Annotated in this window: 14 protein-coding genes and 1 tRNA gene; 10 read left to right on the top strand and 5 right to left on the bottom strand. The window is 70.4% G+C overall.

The window, feature by feature from the left end; translation table 11 throughout:
* Positions 1 to 50 precede the first annotated feature (50 nt).
* On the top strand, positions 51 to 323 hold the full coding sequence (locus tag BJ979_RS07560; RefSeq protein WP_179566720.1) for a type II toxin-antitoxin system TacA family antitoxin: 273 nt from the start codon (positions 51 to 53) through the stop codon (positions 321 to 323).
* On the top strand, positions 320 to 832 hold the full coding sequence (locus BJ979_RS07565; protein WP_179566721.1) for a GNAT family N-acetyltransferase: 513 nt from the start codon (positions 320 to 322) through the stop codon (positions 830 to 832). Before BJ979_RS07560 ends, BJ979_RS07565 begins: the two co-directional genes overlap by 4 nt.
* Positions 833 to 896: 64 nt before the next feature.
* On the opposite strand, the gene BJ979_RS07570 is transcribed toward BJ979_RS07565, so the two are convergent.
* From BJ979_RS07570 to BJ979_RS07580, 3 genes are read right to left on the bottom strand one after another with little or no spacing between them, the layout of a single operon-like run.
* Positions 897 to 2,744 carry a glycoside hydrolase family 35 protein gene (locus tag BJ979_RS07570; RefSeq protein WP_179566723.1) on the bottom strand — a complete coding sequence of 616 codons (1,848 nt, stop codon included), beginning with the start codon at positions 2,742 to 2,744 and terminating at the stop codon, positions 897 to 899.
* Entirely contained in the window at positions 2,741 to 4,681 is a 1,941-nt protein-coding gene (locus tag BJ979_RS18120; RefSeq protein ID WP_179566724.1) for an MGH1-like glycoside hydrolase domain-containing protein, read from the bottom strand. Before BJ979_RS18120 ends, BJ979_RS07570 begins: the two co-directional genes overlap by 4 nt.
* A complete protein-coding gene (locus tag BJ979_RS07580) occupies positions 4,678 to 6,621 on the bottom strand; it encodes an MGH1-like glycoside hydrolase domain-containing protein (RefSeq protein ID WP_179566725.1) in 1,944 nt (647 codons plus the stop codon). Before BJ979_RS07580 ends, BJ979_RS18120 begins: the two co-directional genes overlap by 4 nt.
* A 191-nt stretch (positions 6,622 to 6,812) precedes the next feature.
* On the opposite strand from BJ979_RS07580, the gene BJ979_RS07585 reads away from it, so the two are divergent.
* From BJ979_RS07585 to BJ979_RS07600, 4 genes are read left to right on the top strand one after another with little or no spacing between them, the layout of a single operon-like run.
* Positions 6,813 to 8,153, top strand: a complete 1,341-nt coding sequence (locus tag BJ979_RS07585) for an ABC transporter substrate-binding protein (RefSeq protein WP_179566726.1) — start codon at positions 6,813 to 6,815, stop codon at positions 8,151 to 8,153.
* 57 nt (positions 8,154 to 8,210) lie between these two features.
* A complete protein-coding gene (locus tag BJ979_RS07590) occupies positions 8,211 to 9,152 on the top strand; it encodes a carbohydrate ABC transporter permease (protein ID WP_179566727.1) in 942 nt (313 codons plus the stop codon).
* A complete protein-coding gene (locus BJ979_RS07595; RefSeq protein ID WP_179566728.1) occupies positions 9,149 to 10,060 on the top strand; it encodes a carbohydrate ABC transporter permease in 912 nt (303 codons plus the stop codon). Before BJ979_RS07590 ends, BJ979_RS07595 begins: the two co-directional genes overlap by 4 nt.
* Before the next feature lie 38 nt (positions 10,061 to 10,098).
* Positions 10,099 to 11,157, top strand: coding sequence for a LacI family DNA-binding transcriptional regulator (locus tag BJ979_RS07600; RefSeq protein WP_218853463.1), 1,059 nt, complete (start codon positions 10,099 to 10,101; stop codon positions 11,155 to 11,157).
* A gap of 60 nt (positions 11,158 to 11,217) precedes the next feature.
* Here BJ979_RS07600 and BJ979_RS07605 read toward each other — a convergent pair whose 3' ends face one another.
* Positions 11,218 to 12,009, bottom strand: a complete 792-nt coding sequence (locus tag BJ979_RS07605; protein ID WP_179566729.1) for an alpha/beta fold hydrolase — start codon at positions 12,007 to 12,009, stop codon at positions 11,218 to 11,220.
* Between the two features lie 227 nt (positions 12,010 to 12,236).
* On the opposite strand from BJ979_RS07605, the gene BJ979_RS07610 reads away from it, so the two are divergent.
* Positions 12,237 to 12,312: transfer RNA gene (locus BJ979_RS07610), tRNA-Glu, on the top strand.
* 140 nt (positions 12,313 to 12,452) lie between these two features.
* On the opposite strand, the gene BJ979_RS07615 is transcribed toward BJ979_RS07610, so the two are convergent.
* Positions 12,453 to 13,235, bottom strand: coding sequence for a TIGR00645 family protein (locus tag BJ979_RS07615; protein ID WP_179566731.1), 783 nt, complete (start codon positions 13,233 to 13,235; stop codon positions 12,453 to 12,455).
* A gap of 231 nt (positions 13,236 to 13,466) precedes the next feature.
* Here BJ979_RS07615 and BJ979_RS07620 point away from each other — a divergent pair, with 231 nt between their 5' ends.
* From BJ979_RS07620 to BJ979_RS07630, 3 genes are all read left to right on the top strand, one after another.
* A complete protein-coding gene (locus BJ979_RS07620; RefSeq protein WP_179566737.1) occupies positions 13,467 to 14,474 on the top strand; it encodes a TerC/Alx family metal homeostasis membrane protein in 1,008 nt (335 codons plus the stop codon).
* A 97-nt stretch (positions 14,475 to 14,571) separates the two neighbouring features.
* Complete coding sequence (locus BJ979_RS07625; RefSeq protein ID WP_179566738.1) at positions 14,572 to 19,797, top strand: Ig-like domain-containing protein; 5,226 nt, start codon at positions 14,572 to 14,574, stop codon at positions 19,795 to 19,797.
* 80 nt (positions 19,798 to 19,877) lie between these two features.
* Positions 19,878 to 20,714 (top strand): PP2C family protein-serine/threonine phosphatase, encoded by an 837-nt coding sequence (locus BJ979_RS07630; RefSeq protein WP_179566739.1) that lies wholly within the window; start codon positions 19,878 to 19,880, stop codon positions 20,712 to 20,714.
* Positions 20,715 to 20,740 lie beyond the last annotated feature (26 nt).

The raw sequence follows: 20,740 nt of genomic DNA on the forward strand, positions 1-20,740 counted from the left end.
GAACCGCGGGCGCGTGTATCGTACGGAAGATTGCCGTACGCTCGACAGCTATGGCAGCGACGAAATCCGAACGGCTCGAACTCCGGCTCACGGGGGAGCAGAAGTCGGAGATCGAGCAGGCCGCGGCGCTGTCCGGCCGATCGGTCACGGACTTCTCCGTGACGGTCCTGGTGCGTGAGGCGGAAGAGGTCATTCGCGTCGAGCGCGAGCTTCATGTCTCGCAGGAGTCGTGGGATGCGTTCAACGCGATCCTCGACAGTCCGGCGAAGCCCGTGAGTGGACTCGCTGACCTGCTTCGCCGCCCGAGCGTCTTCGCCGAGTGAGCTCATTCAGTGCGCCGCGCGCGATCGCCGCGGATGATCACTTCGTCGCGTTCGACTGCGGCCAGCTGTCGCTCGACGAATGGCTCTGCAGCAGGGCGATCACGAACGAGGCTACGGGCGCGTCGCGCACCTTCGTCACGGTCGATCAGGAGTCTGGCGACGTCGCCGGGTACTACTGTCTGTCGGCCGGATCGCTCGCCCTCGAGGACGCGGCCGGTCGAGTCAAGCGGAACATGCCGTCGCCGATGCCGATCATCCTCATCGGTCGGCTCGCGGTCGATCGGCGATTCGCTGGTCGAGGGCTCGGCGCCTCCCTGCTGCAGGACGCGGTGCTCAAGGGGCTCGAGGCGTCGCGCATCATCGGCGCCTGCGCGTTTCTGGTCGATGCCCTCGACGATTCCGCCGAGAGCTTCTATCGCAAGTTCGGTTTCGAGCTGATGCCGCCGGCGTCGAAGCGCGCCATGTACCTGCTCGTCGCGGACGCCGAGGCGACGGTCGCCGCGCTCTGACCGGAGCTTCGGACTTCTCGCTCGACGTCCGACGCTCCGGCGAGCCGACCGAGTGGCCCGAGCCTCAGGCGTCGACCCAGCCGAGGTCGACGTCGGCGACGAAGCGCAGCTGCGCGGCGGGGGCCGCGTCGAGCTCGAGCACGAGGATGTCGTTGCGGCCGGAGCGGAGCAGCGGGCCGGGCACGACCAGGGTGCGCTGCGGCCCGCGCGACCAGTAGCGGCCGAGGCAGAATCCGTTGACCCAGATGATGCCCTTGCCGAGGGTGCTCGTGTCGAGGAAGTGATCGGAACGAGAGGCATCTGCCGGGGCTGCTTCGAGCTCGACGGTGCCGTGCGCGAAGGACGGGCCTGCCAGCGGGCGGAGGGCGGCGCTCGCCGCGTCCGGGTCAGCGGATCCGTCTGACTCGCCTGATCTGCCTGGCGCGTCTGACCCGCCTGCCCGGCCCACTCCATCCGCGCCCCCGAGCTCGCGCAGCGCCCGCTCATCGAGCACACGCGTCGTCCAGCCGAGCAGCTCCTCGCCGCCGAGGGCGGCGCCGCCGATCACGCCCTTGTCTTCGCCGATGCGCGGGCCGTAGTTCACGCGGCCCTGGTTCTCGACCAGCAGCTGCAGGCGGGTGCGGATGGGCGGCACGGTCAGGGCGCGCTGGTGGTGGTCGCGCGCGAGCACCCCGACGACGACGTCGTCGACGATCACGTGCACGCGGTCGCGCACCTCGCCGACCGTGAGCACCGACGCGGCGGCGGTGCGGATGCTCGTCTCGTGCAGCAGGAAGGCCGCATCCACCGTCACCTGCGACATCGTCGGCAGCGAGCCGGTCGCGGCGACGGCCGGAACCGACGCGGCGGCGTCGAGCAGCGAGCGCGACGGCGTGAGCGGGATGACCGCGGTGGCCGGCTCGGCCGCGACCGGCGGCACCTCGTCGGGCAACGTCGTGTAGCGCCCCAGCACCTCGCGGAACGCCCAGTACTTCGCGGTCGGCCGCCCCGCCTCGTCGAGCGGCGCGTCGTAGTCGTAGCTCGTCGCGATCGGCTGGAAGAGACCCTTGTCGTTCGCCCCGCTCGTGAGCCCGAAGTTCGTGCCGCCGTGCAGCATGTACAGGTTCACCGAGGCGCCCGTCGCGAGCAGCGCATCCAGGTCGCGGGCGGCCTCCTCGGCGGAGGTCGTGTGGTGCGGCTGACCCCAGGAGTCGAACCAGCCGTCCCAGTACTCCATGCACATCAGCGGCCCGGTCGGCTGGTGCTCGCGCAGCGTCGCGAGCCGCTCGGGCGAACGCGATCCGAAGGAGGCGGTGCGGTGCAGCCCGGGGCGGGAGCCGTGCTCGAGCATGTGCGGCTGCGGCTGGTCGACCGTGGTGAGCGGCACGGTGATGCCGGCCGCGCGGGTCAGCCGGGTCAGCTCATCCAGGTAGTCGGCGTCGTCGCCGTAGGCGCCGTACTCGTTCTCGACCTGCACGAGCACGACCGGACCGCCGGTGTCGACCTGCCGCGGCGCGACGATCGCGAGCGACCGGGCGAGGTAGTCGCCGACGGCGGCGAGGAACCTCGGCTCGTGGCGCCGCACCCCGACCTCGGGGTCGGTGAAGAGCCAGGCGGGGAGTCCGCCGCCGTCGAGCTCGGCGCAGATGTAGGGCCCCGGGCGCACGATCGCCTGCATCCCCTCGGCCGCGATCTCGTCGAGGAACCGCGCCAGATCGAGCGCGCCCCCGTCGAGCCAGACGCCCGGCTCGGGCGAGTGCTGATTCCAGGCGATGTACGTCTCGATGGTGTTGAGCCCGAGCAGCCGGGCGGCGCGGATGCGGTCGCGCCAGCGGTCGGGGTGGATGCGCCAGTAGTGCAGCGCCCCCGACAGGATGCGGTGGGGGCGCCCGTCGAGCAGGAAGTCGCGCTCGCCGATCTCGACGCGGCTCATGCGCGGGCTCCCGCGCCCGCGGCGGCGGTGTCGGCACCGGGCGCCGCTGTGACGGTCGAGCTCGCGGCGGCAGCATCCCCGGTCACGCCCTCCGGCGCTCCGAGCGTGTCGAGCAGCACGAGCAGCACCGAGGCAGTCCACGTCATCGATCGATCCCGCAGCCCGGCTCCGCTCAGCGCGTCGAAGTTCTCGGCCATGCCCTCGGCGGCGCACGCGGCCGCGAAGTCGCGCGCGATGCGCTCGGCGAGGTCCGTGCGTCCGCCGCGGCGCAGTCCGTCGACGAGCAGCAGCGTCGTCGGCGCCCAGACTGGCCCGCGCCAGTAGCCGTCGGGGTCGTAGTCGGGGCTCGACGGCGGCTCGGTCGCCGGGCCGACCGCGGTCAGGTAGCCGCCCTCGACGAGAGTCGCGACCGCCGCCGCGAACACGTCCGGAGGCAGCAGCTCGCCGAGGGCGAGCGGCATGAGCGTGAGCAGACTCTGCGAGGGGATGCGATCGCCGCTCAGCGTGTGCCGCGCGGCGAACCGCTCGCCCGTCCAGAAGCCGTCCACGAGCTGCGCGACGGTCGACGCCGCGCGACCTCGCCAGTGCGCCGCGTCATCCGGTCGGCCGAGCCGCTCGGCGATCCGCCCGAGCGCCGACTCCTGCAGCGCCAGGAAGGCGAGCAGATCGGGGCTCTGCACCGGCACGCCCTCGCCGAAGACGGTCGAGTTGTCCCAGCCGGAGTCGTTGCCGTGGTTGTAGGAGGGGATGCCGTCGCCGCGGTAGTCGCGCTGCTCGCGCCACCACGTCGTCCAGCGCCGCAGCGGCGCCTCGATCGCGGCCAGCTGGCCGTCGCTGACGGCGTCGTGATCCATGAGCCAGGTGACGGTCCAGCCGTGGATGGGCGGCTTCGCGAAGTTGAACTGCACGCCGGCGTCGTCGATGTGGTCGGGCAGGCCGCCGTGCTCGTCCTGGTGGTCGAAGATCGTCAGCAGCTGGTCGAGCGCGGCTGTCGGGTCGCGGCGCAGGGCCATCGCGTTGAAGCAGTGGTCCCAGCTCCAGATGTGCGCCATCCGGTTCTTCGACATGAGCATCGACTCGCGGCGCAGCGCGCCACCCGCCGGCACGAGTGCCGACCAGGTGACGTAGGCGGCGAGCCGCGCGGTCGGCTCGAAGCGCGGGTCGTGGGCCGCGGGAGCGCCGTGCCGCTTCCACCAGCGGTCGAAGTCGGCCTCGGCGGAGGCGACGGCGTCGTCGAAGGAGAGGAGGGCCGAGTGGCCCCCCGCGTTCGCGACCCCGGGCGAGACCGACGCGCTCGCCGCGGGCGCGCTGCCGAACTCGTCGATCGCGAGCAGGGCGGGGCCGTCGACAGCTGAGACCTCGAGTCGTCCGTCGGTGCTGTGCTCGACATCCCAGCCGCTCGCGAAGCGGGCCGCCCCCGACAGCAGTTCGAGGCGGTAGTTGCGCACGGCGCCGCTGTCGACGAAGCGCCAGGCGCGCTCGCTCTCGGCCAGCACGACGTCGTAGCGGTCGCGCACGGCGAAGTCGATCGTGAGGGTTCCGCTGAGCACGCGGATCAGGGTGCGTCCGCGACCGGAGAAGGTCAGCTCGACCTCGGCGCGAACGCCGGATGCGGGCGTCGGCGACGCCGGGCAGGCAGCCGGTGCGGCGGGTCTGCCCGGCCCCTCCGCGCCGCGCTCGCGCAGCATCAGCCGACCGGCGCTGACCTCGACACTCGGCAGCAGATCATCCCCGACCCGCAGCCGCAGGATCTCGCGGTTGCGCACGCCGCCGCGCACGGTACGCAGGTAGACGCCCGGCGTCATGTCGTCGTCGAAGGCCGACACGGCGAAGAAGGAACCGCGGATGCTGAACGGCGTGCCCGTGATGTCGACGGGCAGCGCGGCGCTCGACAGCGCGGACGTCGGCGACGAGGGCGCCGGCTGTGCGGCGCTCACGCGGCGGCGCCCGGCAGCGGCAGCAGCACGGAGGCCCCGGCGGCGAGCTCGACGCGCGTCTCGGCCGTGGCGAGCGCGCCGACGCTCTGAACGCCGCCGCCAACGCCAGCGCCCGCACTCGCGCTCGCGCCCGCGATCGCCGACAGATCGACCCGGAAGCTCCGCGTCGCATCCGCCAGATTGCGCAGCTCGAAGCCGGCGTCGCTCAGCGTCCAGCTCAGCCGGTAGGCGTCCTGCTCGAGGGTGATCGTGCCGTGGTCGCTCACGCGCGGCGCGACGATCAGGTCGGCGTCGAGCGCCGGTCGGACACCGAGGTACTCGTTGACGAGCACCCACGCGAAGACGCAGGGGTACTCGTAGTAGTGCGCGGCACCGTGCCAGGGCGTGCCGTCGACGTAGTAGACGTGGTTCATGTCGTAGCGCTCGCCCATGATCCAGGCGTCGTCGCGTCCCTGCCGGGCGACCGTGTCGAGCTGCTTCCGCAGGGTCGCGCCGTCGCCGCGCCATGACCAGTAGGCCGCATCCCAGCTCCAGTACCGCCCCGCGGCGCAGAGGTCGTAGGGGCCGCCGTCGCCGATCTCGCTCGCGGTGTAGTCCTGCACCCGCGCCGACAGGAACGTCGGGAAGCGCTGGAACTCGGGCCGCTCGCGCTCGACCAGCTCGGCGACGGCGCGGGTCTGCGCCGCATCCGCCTGGCCGAAGAGGGCGGGCAGCACGTTGGCGAGCAGGTGGATGTGGTCGTGCACGACGCCCGAGCGATCGACCCAGTCGGTGAAGCGCCCGGCATCCTCGTCCCAGTAGCCGACCGGCAGCGGCGCGACGAGCGCGCTCGTCAGCTCGGCCGCCCGCGCGCGGTAGTGGTCGCTGCGCTCGCCGCGGCCGAGCAGCTGCTCGAGCTCGGCGAGCAGCTCGAAGGAGCGGATCGCGAGCGACGCCGACATGGTCTCGCGGCCGTCTTTGATGACCTGGTCTTCGTAGTAGACGTCGCTCCAGAGTCGGCCGAGCGGGTCGAGGCAGCTCTCGACGAGCGAGGTCGCGCCCTCGAGCTCGTGGATGTGCGCGGCCAGCCAGTCGAGGTCGCGGGTGCGGGCGATGTACATCCACACCGACTCGATCACGGCGATGTTGCCGGTGGCGAGGAACATCTCCGCGTTCTCGCGCCCGTCGGCACTGTTGCGGCGCACGTGGTACTCGCGGTCTCCGTCGGGCTGCACGGCGCAGGGGTCGCGCCAGAGGCCGGTCGGGTCTTCGCGCATCATGCGCAGCTGCAGCTCGATCATGCGGCGCACGACGTGCAGGTCGGCGCGGTCGCCCCAGGCGAGGCGGCCCTTGATCTGGAACTCGTGGTCGACGTCGGGGTAGGTGCCGAGGTACTTGTCGGCGAGCGTGCTGATCACGTAGCCGGCGGCGTCGGGGTAGTCGGCGGCGACCGTGCGCTCGACGATGCAGGGCACCATCGTGTCCCAGTAGAAGCCGGCAGCGGCATCCGCGAGCAGCTCGCCGCCGGGGATGTCGAGGGCGAAGCGCGCTCCGGTCACATCGGCGTGCGGGCGGGCGCGATGGCGGATGAGGTGGGCCTCGCGGGCGGCGATGCGCATGACCCAGCCGTCGGCGTCGGGAGTCGCCTCGATCGCGGCACCGGCACCGGCGCTGTCGCTGTCGCCGCCCGTCGCCTGCAGCAGCCAGGCGGGCTCCTCGCCGAGGGCGTCGCCGGGCAGCAGCCAGGCCGTGCCGCGGCCGCTCAGAGTGCGACCGGAGTCGTCGCCGGGCAGCACGAAGAGCTCGTCGCGGCCGTCGAGCAGCACGACCGACCCGCCGCTCGAACGCAGCTCGATGCCGGGCTCGCCCTCGGGGGCGGTGGCGGTCCAGGTGCGCTCATCCCGGGGGGTGAGGATCGCGCTGGTCGCGGGGAGCCGGGTCGGCTTGGCGGTCTGCTGCATCGGTGGGGCACTCCTTCGTGTGATGCGTGCGGTCGTGACGCCGGCTCGAACTGTCGTCGCTTGCCAGGTCGCGAATCGCTCGGTTACAGTTTGCAAACTTCGGTTGCAAGATTGCAAGCCGAACGGCGATACTCGCCGAAGACCGACTCCCCACCGGTGCTGCAATCCGATCAGAGAGGATCTCGATAGCAATGACCTCCCACTTCTCCCGACCGAGGCGCTGGGCCGCCCGTGCGGGCGCGCTGGCCCTCGGCGCGGCGCTCGCCGCCGGCACCCTCGCCGGCTGCTCGACCTCCTCCGGCGACGACGCCGGCTCGAAGACCATCACCGTCTGGGGCTGGGGCGACCCGGTCAAGGGCATGAAGGCGGCCGTGCCCGCCTTCGAGAAGAAGCACGCCGGCGTCACCGTCAAGGTGCAGGACGTCGGCAACCCCGCCATCTGGGACAAGGTCACCACCGGCATGGCCGCCGGCGGCAGCGGCCTCCCCGACGTGATCGACGTCGGCGCCGACTACATGAGCAACTACCTCGAGACCTTCCCCGACGGCTTCGCCGACCTCACCCCGCTCGGCGCCGACAAGCTCGAGAAGAACTTCCCGACCGGACTCTGGGGCGGTGCGCAGAAGGCCGACGGGCACCAGTACGGCATCCCCTTCGAGGTCAACACCAGCCTGATCTTCTACCGCACCGACCTGTTCCAGCAGGCGGGCGTCGACCCGGCCTCGGTCGAGACCTGGGACCAGATGCTCGACGCGGGCAAGAAGATCAAGGCCGCCACGGGCGCCGACCTCTTCGCGGTCGACAAGGCCGCCACCCAGGCCGACGCCGCGAACTTCTGGCAGATGCTCGCCCGGCAGAGCGAGTCGTTCTTCTTCGACAAGAAGGGCGACATCGACTTCACCAGCAAGGGCAGCGTGGATGCGCTCGAGTTCATGAAGAAGGCCAACGACGCCGGACTCATCGCCGACGTGCCGCAGAGCCAGGGCACCACCTCGCAGGCGAAGGGCGAGACCCCGGTCGCGCTTCTGCCGCTCGCCTCGTGGGCGGTCAGCACCTTCGCGAACGACGCCCCCGACATGCAGGGCAAGTGGGCCGTGCGCACGCCCCCGGCGACCGAAGCCGGCGGGCTCACCGCCGCCTCCGCGGGCGGCACCTACCTCGCCGTCACGAAGGCCAGCAAGAACCAGCAGCTCGCCTACGACTTCGTCGAGTTCTCGATGGCGACGCTCGAAGGGCAGCAGCTCGTCTACGACGGCGGCCACCTGTTCCCGAGCTTCAAGCCGATGTGGGAGACCGACGCCTTCAAGGCCGACAACGACTACTTCGGCATCAACACCAACGACCTGGTGATGACCGCGCTGAACCAGAAGACGCCGCCGGACTATTACACGAAGGACTACGCGAAGGCTCTCAAGGCCTATGACGACGCGCAGACCCAGGTGCTGGTCAGCGGCGCCGACCCGAAGAAGGCGCTCTCCGACGCCGCCGAGCTGCTCGCCGGGCAGACCGGCCGCAAGATCGCGAAGGGCTGAACCGTCGGTGCGGATGCGGGCTCCGGCTCGCATCCGCACCCTGGCATCCGAGAAGACATGACCACACTCACCACCACGTCCGGCAGTGCCGCCGCGACGCGAGCCCCGGCCGCCGCGCCGGCGCCCCGCCGTCGACGCACCCTGCGCGGGCGGCACATCCCGTACCTGTTCCTGCTGCCGGTGATCCTGCTGTTCCTCGGCTTCAAGGCCTACCCGGTGCTCTACGCGCTCGTGCTGAGCTTCACGAGCAACAAGGGCGGCGTCGACACCTTCGTCGGCTTCGACAACTTCGCCCGCGTGTTCTCCGACCCGCTGTTCGGGCGCGCGCTGCTCAACACGGTGCAGATCCTGGTGATCCAGGTGCCGGTGATGCTCGTCATCGCCGTGCTGCTCGCCGTCGCCTTCAACTCGAAGCTGCTCAAGGCCCGCGCGTTCCTGCGCGTGGCCTACTTCGTGCCGATCGTCATGGGGCTCGTCGCCTACGGCATCCTCTTCTCGGCGCTGCTCAGCTACAACGACGGCTTCCTGAACTTCCTGCTCACCTCGGTGGGGCTGCCGCGGGTGCCGTGGCTGGCCGACCCGAACTGGGCGAAGGTGTCGATCATCCTCGCGCTCACCTGGCACTACACCGGCAACAACGCCGTCATCTACCTGGCGCAGCTGCAGTCGATCCCCGAAGAGCTCTACGAGGCGGCGGCGATGGATGGCGCGAACCGCCGCCAGCAGTTCTGGAACGTGACGCTGCCCGGGCTGCGCCCCGCGCTCGTGCTCACGGTGATCCTGTCGACCATCGGCACCCTGCAGCTCTTCGACGAGCCCTACGTGCTCACCGGCGGCGGCCCCGACAACGCGACCCTCACGATCGGCATGTACCTCTACAACAACGCCTTCAAGTACTTCGACTTCGGCTACGCCTCGGCGATCGGCTACGTGCTCACCGCGATCGTGGCGGTGCTGTCGGTCGTGCAGCTCCTCGTGCTGCGACGGAGGGCGTCATGAGCGCCGCAGTCACGAGCACCGCGACGGCGCAGGCCGCTGCGAAGGAGCGGCTGCGCGCTCTCGCCGCCCGCCGCAAGCCGACCTCGCCCGGAGACCGTGCGCTCAGCATCGTGCTCACCACCGTGATCGCGCTCGGCGCCGTCGTGATGATCGCGCCCTTCATCTGGCTGTTCGTCGCGACGACGCACACGACATCCGACATCTTCAGCTCGCCGCCGGCGCTGCTGCCCGGGCCGGAGTTCTGGAACAACCTGAAGGGCCTGCTCGACTCGGTGAAGTTCGGGGATGCGATCCGCAACTCCGTCGTCGTGTCGCTGCTGTTCACCTTCTTCGGGCTGATCATCTGCAGCGCCGCCGGCTACGCCTTCGCGAAGTTCACCTTCCGCGGCCGCGACCTGATGTTCGGGCTGCTGATCGCCTCGCTGGCGCTGCCCGGCCAGGTCACGCTCGTGCCGCTGTTCAAGATCATGGTGCAGCTCGGCTGGCTCGACTCGTACCAGGCGCTGATCCTCCCGGATCTGGCGATGCCTTTCGGCATCTTCCTCATGCGGCAGGCGATGCAGGCGGTTCCCGACGAGCTGCTGCAGGCGGGCCGCATCGACGGCGCGGGGGAGTTCCGCATCTTCTTCCGGCTGGTGCTGCCGATCATGCGGCCCTCGCTCGCGGCGCTGGCGATCTTCCTGTTCCTCGCGCGCTGGAACGACTTCGTCTATCCGCTGATCATCCAGCGCAACCCGGAGTCGTACACCCTGCCCGTCGCGCTCGCGACCCTGCGCGGCATCGGCACCACCGACTACGGCCAGCTGCTCACCGGCACGTTCATCTCGATCCTGCCGGTGCTGGCGATGTTCCTGTTCCTGCAGCGTCACTTCGTGGCCGGCCTGCTCGGCGGATCGGTCAAGCAGTAGCGGATGTGTAGGTTTCTGCGAGAGAAGACGGGAACGCGATGGTGATGCAGCAGGCGGGCGCCGAGCCGGCCCCGCGACGGAAGGGCTCCCGCACGCCCGTCGGCTCGACGAGCCTGGCGCACATCGCCCAGCTCGCCGAGGTCAGCGAGGCCACGGTCAGCCGCGTGCTCAACCGCAAGTACGGCGTCTCGGCGGCGACGCGAGCAGCCGTCGAGGATGCGCTGCGGCAGGTCGGCTACGAGCGGCCGATGGACAACGAGCTCGTGCTCATGATCACGCCCAACCTGCGCAACCCGATCTTCGCGCTGCAGGCCGATCGCATCGAGAACGAGCTCAGCCCGCACGGCCTGAAGTCGATCATCTGCCAGGTGTATCCGGGCACGCCGCAGGAGCGCGACTACGTCGAGGCGCTCATCGACTCGGGTGTCGCCGCGATCGTCTTCCTCTCGGCCAGCAACACCCTGACCAAAGCCGACCACCGCGTCGTTCAGCTGATCGAGTCGCGCGGAACCCCCTACGTGAGCATCAACGGCGGCTTCCCCGACACGGATGCGCCGGTCGTCTCGACCGACGACTGGCGCGCGGCCGAGCTCGCGGTCGGGCACCTGCACGACCTCGGGCACCGCCGCATCGGGATGCTGGCCGGGCCGGTCGACAACATCCCGGCCGACCGCCGCGTCGACGGCTTCATCCAGGCGATGGAGCGCCGCGGCATCGACGACGCCGACGACTTCGTGGTGCGCAAGCACTTCAACGTCGAAGACGGCCAGCAGGCGACCGCCGCGCTCATCGCGCAGGGCGTGACCGGCATCGTCGCCTCGAGCGACGAGATGGCGCTGGGTGGCTACCGCGCTGCCGAACGCGCAGGACTGCGGGTGCCGCAGGACCTGTCGATCATCGGCTACGACGACTCGCCCATGCTCGACTTCACGGCCCCGCCGCTCACGACGGTGCGCCAGCAGACCGACCGCATCGCCGAGAACGTGGGCCGCATCGTCACCGCACTCATCTCGAAGCGCGCCGTCGGCACCGAGGAGATCCTCATCGACCCGGAGCTGCGCCTGCGCGGTTCGACGGCCCCGCCGGCCCGCGCCTGAGACTTCCGGCCCGTTCGACGAACGGGGACACGTCAGACCCAGAAACAGTGGGTTCCGGGTCTAGCTCGCGTGCAGCGCGGCGACGAGGTCGGCGGCAGCCTCGGGGTTGAGCCGGTGGTGCTGCATGCGCGGCTCGATCACGAGGCGGTGCTCGGGCAGCAGGGTCGCGAGACGATCGGCGGCGGCGATGAGGATCGGGAAGGTCTGCTCGCCGCGCAGGATCGTGGTCGGGATGCCGACGGCGAGCATCGTCGGCGTCGGGATCGCGAAGTCGCGGGTGATCGTCGCGTCGTAGACGGTCGACTGGGCGAGCGGAAGCAGCGAGGGCCACAGCGGCGTCTGGCGGAACTGCTCGATCGCCTCGTCGGGCAGGCCGACTCCCTCGCGCTGGAACAGGGCGACCGCCTCGTCGCGCTCGTCGGCATCCACGTGCGCCTGCAGCCGGTCGGGCAGGTCGGCGGCGAAGGGGTTCTCGAAGAGGAACGGCGGCTCCGAGAGCACGAGCTGGGCGATCGGAGCGCCGAGCGAGGCGGCGACGAGCGCGAGGATCGCGCCGGACGAGTGGCCGACGACGGACGCCCGGCCGCCGAGGTGATCGATGACCGCGACCAGGTCTTCGACCTCGCGCTCGGGGGAGTACGGAGAGGTGTCGCCGCTGTCGCCCCGCGACCGGCGATCGAAGGTCGCGACCTGGAAGCCGCGGCGGGCGATCTCGGCGGCGACCTCCTCGCCGTCAGCGCCCCGCGACAGGGCGCCGTTGACGACGATCACGGGGAGGCCCTCGCCGTGCGTGCGCACCGCGATCGGGGTGCCGTCAGCCGAGATGACCGTGGTCGTGTCGTCGTCGCTCATGAGCCCATGACAGCACCGACCGCCGACAGGGGGAAGAGCGGTCGCGAAACCGGGGCGAGGATGTACCGGCGGCGCACGTCGACGCGGTCGAGCAGACCTCGCGAACGACGCGCGAATCCCTGGAAAACCGGGCCTGAACGCCGCGCGACACGCCGAAGCGCACCGACCGGCCCGCTCGATTTGGAAGCCCGTCGGCGGCTGTGTCATACTCATCCAGTTGTCGTGACGGCCCCATCGTATAGTGGCCTAGTACGCCGCCCTCTCACGGCGGTAACGCGGGTTCGAATCCCGCTGGGGTCACCAGCAATAAGAAGCTCTCGGTTCATCAGAACCGGGAGCTTTCTTCTTTGTCCGGGCGTCATCCCTGGTCGTCCAGGATGCGACGAAGGCCCCGCCCGGAACGATCCGGGGCGGGGCCTTCTGCGTGATGTCGAGCGCCGTGCTCAGTGCGTGGGGCGCTCCGGGCTCGACTCGGCGGCGCCGGCTGCTCCGCCGAGCGCGGCTCCGGCCGGGCCTCCGAGGACGGCGCCGGTGGCGGCCCCCGCGGCGGCGCCGGCGACCGGCGCCGGTCCGGGCACCGAGATCGTGCCGCCGCCGGCGGCCGGCACCGAGTGCTTCAGCGACCACTTGTCGATGAGCGCCAGCGCGACCGCCGACACGATGAAGGTCAGGTGGATCATCACCTGCCAGAAGACGCCCTCGCTCGTGTAGGTCTCGCCGGTCACGTCACCGGGCTGGGTCGTCGAGCCCTTCGCGCCCAGGTCGCCGACCTCGATGAAGGTCTTGAGCAGGTGGATCGACGAGATGCCGATGATCGCCATCGCGAGCTTGACCTTGAGCACGTTCGCGTTGACGTGCGACAGCCACTCCGGCTGATCGGGGTGCCCGTCGAGGTCGATGCGCGAGACGAAGGTCTCGTAGCCGCCGATGATCACCATGATGAGCAGGTTCGCGATCATCACGACGTCGATGAGGCCGAGCACGCCGAGCATGATCTTCGCCTCGGAGATGTGCAGGGGATCGACGATCACCTGCTCGGCGAGATGCCACAGCTCCACCATGAACACGACGACGTAGATGAGCTGGGCGATGATCAGGCCGATATAGAGCGGGGCCTGCAGCCAGCGGCTGAAGAAGATGAAGTACCCGATTGCCGTGGCGCCGCGGCCGCGGGCGGCGGGCGGGACGGAGTACGACGGGTTGTCGGTGGGGCGCGGCGAAGTCACGGGGATCTGGTCTCCTGGCTGGGTCGGCGAGGCCACTAGACTAGGCGGCGCGAGAGGGAGTATCCCGCTAATCCGTTTCCGTCAGGACGGGCGCCGACGACGTCGCCCCGGGACCGGACGCCGCACATCCACCATCGACAGCCGCAGGGCCGTCGCGGGCGGGCGCGGCGGGGAGAGACTTTCGGCCCTCTGCCGTACCCCGGCACCGACCGAAACCCCTCCGGAGTCTGAATGACCCTCGCCCTGCCCTTCGCGTTCGAGATCGGCACCTACGTCGTGCTGCTGCTGATCCTCGCGGCCGACGTGATCATCGCGTTCAAGCGCCCGCACGTGCCGTCGACCCGCGAGTCGGCGCTGTGGATCGGCTTCTACGTGCTGCTCGCGCTCATCTTCGCCGGGCTCATGCTCGTGCTGGGGGATGCGGAGCACGCGGGCCAGTTCGTGGCCGGCTGGCTGACCGAGTACAGCCTGTCGATCGACAACCTGTTCGTGTTCCTGCTGATCATGGCCCAGTTCAAGGTGCCGAGGAAGTACCAGCAGGAGCTGCTGATGGTGGGCATCATCATCGCGCTCGTGCTGCGCGGCATCTTCATCGTGATCGGCGCCGCGGTGATCGAGAACTTCAGCTGGGTGTTCTACATCTTCGGCGCGTTCCTGCTCTACACGGCCGCGAACCAGGCGTTCACGAACCACGACGACGAGGCGCAGAACGAGAGCCGTCTCATCCGCTTCCTGCGTCGACGCATCGCGATCACCGACGAGTTCGAGGGGGCGAAGCTGCGCACGACCGTCGACGGCCGCCGCTTCTTCACGCCGGTGCTGATCGTGCTGATCGCGCTCGGCACGACCGACCTCGTGTTCGCGCTCGACTCGATCCCCGCGATCTTCGGCATCACGCAGAGCCCGTTCATCGTGTTCACCGCGAACGTCTTCGCGCTGATGGGTCTGCGTCAGCTCTACTTCCTGCTCGGCGACCTCGTCGAGAAGCTCGTCTACCTGAAGTACGGCATCGCGTTCATCCTCGCCTTCATCGGCGTGAAGCTCGTCTTCCACGCCATGTACAAGAACGAGCTGCCGTTCATCAACGGCGGGCACGGCATCGAGTGGGCGCCCGAGATCCCGACCTTCGTCTCCCTCGGCGTGATCGTCGCGTCGATGGCGGTCGCGGTGGTCGCGAGTGTGATCAAGCTGCGGATGGATGCGCGGCGCGCGCCGGTCGAGAAGCAGCTCGACTCCTGAGCGGGCGGGCGGGCAGGCGACCGGGGAACCGGTCGCAGGATCCCTCGACTTAGACTGACCCCGGCTCCGCGCGCGTCGGGCCGGAGCGGAGGCGGGCGTGGGAGCGCTGAGTCGGCTCGCGGCACGCCCGAAGGCGCTCGCCTCGGGCGCCGCGATCGCCGTCGTCGGCGGTGCCTTGCTCGCTCTCGCGGTCGCGCATCCCGGCTACCCGCTCAGCGACGTCGACCTGACGACGAAGGATGTCTGGGTCACCAATTCCGAGAAGGCGCTCGGCGGTCGTCTGAACCGGCAGATCGACGAGCTGACCGGCGCGGTGAACGCCGCCTCGGGCGATCTGGACGTGCTCCAGGACGGGGAGACGGCGTTCATCCACGACCGCTCGGGAGGCACGCTCTCGAAGGTCGACCCCGCCTACCTCGAGTTCGGCGACGAGGTGACGGTGCCGAAGGGTGCGCAGGTCTCGTACGGCACGAACGTGCTCGGCATCCTGCGTCCCGATGACGGCGCCCTCTGGACCGTCGGCACGCAGGCGAATCTCTCCTTCGACGCGGCGAAGGACCGTCCGCTGCTGAAGCTCGGTCAGGGCGCCGCCGCGGTCGTGGCCGAGAACGGGACGGTGTTCGCAGTCAGCCCCGTGAAGGGACTCCTCTATACGGTGACGCCCGGCTCGGCGCCCGTGTCGACGAAGATCCCGAAGCTCGGCGGCGACGCGGAGGTGCAGATCAGCGCGGTCGGCGACGTGCCGGTCGTGCTGGATGCGGGCGGCAAGCGGGTGATCCGGGCTGACGGCTCGAGCGTGAAGCTCAGCGGCACGCCGCTGAAGCTGCAGCAGGCGAGCGCCGAAGCGGATGCCGCCCTCGTGGCGACCTCCGACCGGCTGCTCAGCGTGCCGCTCGACGGCGACGCGAAGCCGACCACGATCGGCACGCCCCGTTCGACCGCCACGACCGACGCGAATCGGATCGCCGCGCCCGTGCGTCTCGCGGGCTGCGTGCACGGCGCCTGGGCCAGGGCGGGAAGCTACCTGCTCGCCTGCGACGGTCAGGCGGCGCAGGACTTCGACATCCCCGACGCGTCCCGCTCGGCGCAGCTCGTGTTCCGCGTCAATCGCGACGTGATCGTGCTCAACGACACGAACTCGGGCGACGTGTGGGTGCCGAAGCAGACCCTGCGCCTGGTCGACAACTGGGATGAGGTCACGCCGCCCGACGACACCGACGCCCCCGAGGGCGACGAGAAGAGCGCGACCCAGTCGTTCGAGGACACCCTGGCCGAGCGCACCGACGTCAACCGTCCGCCGATCGCCCGCGACGACGCCTTCGGGGTGCGACCGGGATCGACGACGATCCTGCCGGTGCTCGACAACGACACCGATCCCGACGGCGACGTGCTGACGATCACGAACGTGACCGACGGCTGGGCGGCACTCGGCACGCTCGACGAGATCGACGGATCGCGCGCGCTGCAGTTCACGCCGAACGAGGGCGCGAGCGGCGCCTTCTCGTTCCGGTACACCGTCGACGACGGCCGGCCCGGCGGCGTCGCGCAGGCGAACGTGCAGGTGCAGATCGTGCCGCCCGAGGTGAACAACCCGCCGGTCGCGCAGCGCCAGGCCTCGGTCGCGGTCGAGCAGGGGCAGAGCATCGGCTACAACGTGCTCGCCGACTGGATCGACCCCGACGGCGACGGGCTCTTCCTCGACAACGCGCAGGCGCGCGGCGGGGATGCGGTGCGATTCTCCGCCGACGGCACCGTCACCTTCCGCAACACCTCGCAGCAGGCGGGCGAGAAGCAGGTCGACTTCACCGTGTCGGATGGCGCGGCCACCGCATCCGGCACCCTGACCATCGACGTGAAGCCGGCCGGGCAGCTCAAGCCGGTCGGCACGCCCGACTTCTACCAGACCTTCGTCGGCGAGCGGTCGTCGTTCGCGCCGCTCGAGAACGACTCCTCGCCGAGCGGCGCCCCGCTCAAGCTGGTGTCGATCGAGCCGCTGACCGACGGCATCCAGGCGGGCGCGAACACCGACCTGGGCACGATCGACGTCACCTCGCCGGGCCCCGGCGCCTACTACCTGCAGTACACGCTCGCCGCGGGCCCGGTCACCTCGATCGGACTCATCCGGGTGGATGTGCGCGAGGCGCCCGAGAAGCCGCTGCCGCCGATCGCGGTCAAGGACACCGTCTACCTGCGCGGCGCGGAGACCGGCACGCTCAAGCCCCTGAACAACGACGTGTCGCCGAGCGGTCGCGTGATCGGCGTGCAGAGCGTCGAGATCCCCGACGACCAGTCGTTCCTCAGCGTCGAGATCGTGTCGAACACCGAGCTGCGGGTCACCTCGAGTCAGGTGCTGAAGACGCCGGCCGAGTTCCGCTACACGATCTCCGACGGGCTGGGCAGCTCGACCGCGACGGTCGCGGTGCTGCCGGTGCAGCCGCTCGTGAACCACCAGGCGCCGATCGCCGTCGACGATCAGGCGACGGTGCGCGCCGGCGATGTCGCGAGCGTGGATGTGCTGGCGAACGACAGCCACCCCGACGGCGTGCCCCTGCGCTTGCGTCCCGACCTCGTCGAGCCGCCGACCGAGGGTCTCGCCTTCGTCTCGGGCGGGCGCGTACGCTTCCAGGCTCCCGATGCTCCGGGCACCTACTCGGTCGTCTACACGGTCGGCGACGACTACGGACAGGAGGCGACCGCGCGGGTGACCTTCACGGTCACGGCCGACTCGGCTAAGGGCGACCGCGCCCCGGTGCCGCAGCCGATCGTCGCGCGCGTCTTCGCCGGATCGGACGTCACCATCCAGGTTCCGCTCGACGGCATCGACCCCGACGGCGACTCGACGCAGCTCGTCGGCTTCCCGGTCGCGCCGGCCAACGGGCTCATCAAGCACGACGCGAGCGCATTCACCTACACGGCGTTCCCCGACAAGCCGGGCACCGATTTCTTCACCTACGAGGTCGTCGACAGCTACGGCGTCAGCGCGACCGGCACGATCAAGATCGGCGTGCTGCCCCGGCCGACTCAGGCGATGCAGCCGGTCGCGGTCAACGACGAGACGGCCATGCGCCCCGGGCGCACCGCGACGGTGCCGGTGCTCGCGAACGACTCCGACCCGAACGGCTACACGCTGACCGTGAGCGACAAGCTCACGGTGCCGGCCGGCGTGGAGGCCGAGGTGGTCTCGGGCCAGGTGCAGGTGACGGCGCCCGAGAAGGAGCAGGCCTTCGTCGTCGGCTACACGATCATCAACGGGCACGGCGGCGTCGACACCGCCACCCTCGCCGTCACGGTGACGAAGGACGCCCCGCTGCAGCCGCCCACGGCGGTCGACCACGTGATCGACCAGAAGGATCTCGGCGACGACGGCACGCTCGTCGTCGACGCCCGGGCGGGCGCCACGAACCCCGGGGGAGCTCTCAAGGACCTCGCGGTCGCCGCGACCGGCCCCAACCGCGCGGCTGCGACCGTGCTCGACGACGGCACCGTGCGGGTGAAGGCGGGCGCCAAGCGCACCGCGATCGCCTACACGCTGACGAACGCGATCGACGACCTCACCGCGACCGCCTTCCTCATCGTGCCGCCGGCGCCGAAGGCCGGCTTCGATCTGCCGTGCAAGATCCGCCCCGATCTGGCGAAGCAGATCGTGCGGGTGGATGAGACGAAGACCTACAAGGTGACGGATCTGGTCGTCTGCCCCTCCGGTCGCGACCCCGTGCTGACCGGGGCGAAGAACGTCTCGGCGACCCGCAGCAGCGGCGCCTCGCCCTACGTCGACGCCGCGACGCTGCGCTTCACGCCGGAGAAGGGCTATCGCGGCCCGGCCACGCTGAGCTTCGAGGTGACCGACGGCGCGAGCGCGGCCGACCCGAAGGGGAACACGACGACGCTGAGCCTGTCGATCACGGTCGGCGACCCCGGCTTCAAGGACAAGGCGCCGACGTTCAGCTCGCCGAGTCTGAGGGTCGAGGCGGGCACGACGCTCGACTTCGACCTGCACACGGCGACCGCGCACGAGAACCCGCAGGTCGTGCAGGACACGACGTTCACCGATCTCGCCGGCGGCACCGCCCAGGTGCAGCCGAGCCTCGGCGGATCGGTGCTGCAGCTGACCGCACCCCGCAAGGCGAAGATCGGCAGCATCGCGCGCATCACGTTCACCCTCGTCTACGACGACTTCCGGGTGAAGGGGAGCGTGCTCGCCACGGTCGTGTCGTCGACGCTGCCGTTGCCGCGCACGATCGACGACCACGACTTCGTCGCCCGCGGCAAGTCGGCGACGATCGCCGTCACGTCGAATGACACGAATCCCTTCGCCGACGAGCCTCTGACGGTCGTCGACGCGAAGCTCGAGAACCCGAACTCGGGCGCGCGGGTGACGCACACCGCATCCACCGTCACGATCACGGCGGGCGCGAGCTTCATCGGCGACGCGGTCGTGGTCTACACGGTGCAGGATGCGACCGACGACAGCACCCGCCAGGTCACCGGGCGCGCGACGGCGACGATCTGGGATCGGCCCGAGGCGCCGGCGCGCCCGACCGCGACCGCGGATGACGGCAGCGCCACCGTCGTGCACCAGGGCAGTCTGCAGACCAACGGCACCGCGATCACCGGCTACACGGTGCGCAGCAGCGCCGGTCAGAGCCGAGACTGCGCCGCCGGAGCGCAGTGCGTGTTCACCGGGCTGCAGAACGGCACGTCCTACAGCTTCACCGTCGTCGCGCACGCCGTCGTCCCGGGGTCGTCGATCGCGACGGACAGCTCGGCCTCGACTGCCAGCGTCGGAGTGACCCCGTATGGCGTGCCCGCCGTTCCGACGGGCGTGACGATGTCGAACAGCGGATACGCACCCTCCACGGTCTCGATCAAGTGGGGAGCGAGCTCGTCGAGCGGCGGCGGCACGGTGCGCTACGAGTGGCAGATCAACGGATCGGGCGGAACGACGGGTGGCACCAGCGGCAGCCGTGGCGGACAAGGCGCCGGCAGCTACTCGGGTCAGGTTCGCGCCTGCAACACCGGAGACAAGTGCAGCGACTGGGCCGCGTCGGGCGCCCCGACCGTCGTGCAGAACGAGCCGCCGCCCCCACCGCTGCCGAACGCGACGACGCGAACGACCTGCGGCATCCACGTGGCCAACTTCAACGCCTACAACAACGACTGCGTCTCGATCGCCGCGGGAACGCGCATCCAGTTCCAGTGCCGCGGTCAGCAGAACGGCAAGCAGTACGCGCTGTCGACGATCACCGGCTACGGCGAGCAGCTGATGATCCTGCAGGACGACACCGACTACCCGGCCGCGTACCGCAGCGGGCACAACTGCTGAGCGGCGGCGGGATCCACGGGCGGCCCGACCCCGCTCGCGTGGATACCGGAGCCTCGCTCGTGGATACTGGACCAGCGATCATGACCGACGACGACTTCGACCCCTCCGCCGCGCGCCCGCTCTCCAGCGCGCGCAGCGACGTGGGCCGGGTGCGCAGCGTGAACGAGGATCTGGCGCTCGCGCGCTTCCCGCTCTACTTCGTCGCCGACGGGATGGGCGGCCACGAGCGCGGGGATCGCGCCAGCCGTACCGCGATCGACACGCTCGAGGCGCTGCTGCCCGGATCCGAGCCGGTGTCGCCCGCCGAGCTGCTCGAGGCGGTGCGCTCGGCGAACACCGCCGTCTGCGCCCTGCGCGATCCGATCACCGGCGCCCTCTCGGGCACGACGCTCACCGGCCTCGCCGTCGTGCGGGCCGAATCGGGCGAGCTGCTCTGGATGGTCATCAACGTCGGCGATTCGCGCGTCTACCGCTGGAGCGGTCGCACGCTGACGCAGCTCACGATCGACCACTCCGTCGTGCAGGAGCTCGTCGACGCCGGCGAGATCACCCAGCTCGAAGCCGAGCGGCACCCCGAGCGCAACACGATCACCCGCGCGCTCGGCGCCGCCGACGAGGTCGAGATCGACGCCTGGCTGCTGCCCTACTCGGGCGCGGCGACCTACCTGATCTGCTCCGACGGGGTCACGAAGGAGCTCGGGCTGTTCGACATCGAGAAGCTGCTGTCGGGCCACGGCGACCCCGACCGCGACCTCGCCGACAGCATCGTGCAGGCGGCGCTCGACGCCGGCGGCCGCGACAACGTGACCGCGATCGTGGTCGAGTCGGGCGAGCTCGCCGAGGCCTCCGCGCTGAGCACCGAACGGCGCGACCACGTCTTCGAGTTCGACGACACGCATCCGCGGGGCTCGCTGTGAGCTGCGCCGACCCGACGGCGCCCCCC

Origin of the sequence: Schumannella luteola, assembly GCF_013408685.1 — a bacterium.
GTDB classification, from domain to species: domain Bacteria; phylum Actinomycetota; class Actinomycetes; order Actinomycetales; family Microbacteriaceae; genus Schumannella; species Schumannella luteola.

Excerpts from the sequence above, each read along its gene's own strand:
- BJ979_RS07580 (WP_179566725.1), bottom strand. The coding sequence starts at position 6,621 with ATGCAGCAGACCGCCAAGCCGACCCGGCTCCCCGCGACCAGCGCGATC.
- BJ979_RS07570 (WP_179566723.1), bottom strand. The coding sequence starts at position 2,744 with ATGAGCCGCGTCGAGATCGGCGAGCGCGACTTCCTGCTCGACGGGCGC.
- BJ979_RS07560 (WP_179566720.1), top strand. The coding sequence starts at position 51 with ATGGCAGCGACGAAATCCGAACGGCTCGAACTCCGGCTCACGGGGGAG.
- BJ979_RS07585 (WP_179566726.1), top strand. The coding sequence starts at position 6,813 with ATGACCTCCCACTTCTCCCGACCGAGGCGCTGGGCCGCCCGTGCGGGC.
- BJ979_RS07630 (WP_179566739.1), top strand. The coding sequence starts at position 19,878 with ATGACCGACGACGACTTCGACCCCTCCGCCGCGCGCCCGCTCTCCAGC.
- BJ979_RS07620 (WP_179566737.1), top strand. The coding sequence starts at position 13,467 with ATGACCCTCGCCCTGCCCTTCGCGTTCGAGATCGGCACCTACGTCGTG.
- BJ979_RS07595 (WP_179566728.1), top strand. The coding sequence starts at position 9,149 with ATGAGCGCCGCAGTCACGAGCACCGCGACGGCGCAGGCCGCTGCGAAG.
- BJ979_RS07605 (WP_179566729.1), bottom strand. The coding sequence starts at position 12,009 with ATGAGCGACGACGACACGACCACGGTCATCTCGGCTGACGGCACCCCG.
- BJ979_RS07600 (WP_218853463.1), top strand. The coding sequence starts at position 10,099 with ATGGTGATGCAGCAGGCGGGCGCCGAGCCGGCCCCGCGACGGAAGGGC.
- BJ979_RS07590 (WP_179566727.1), top strand. The coding sequence starts at position 8,211 with ATGACCACACTCACCACCACGTCCGGCAGTGCCGCCGCGACGCGAGCC.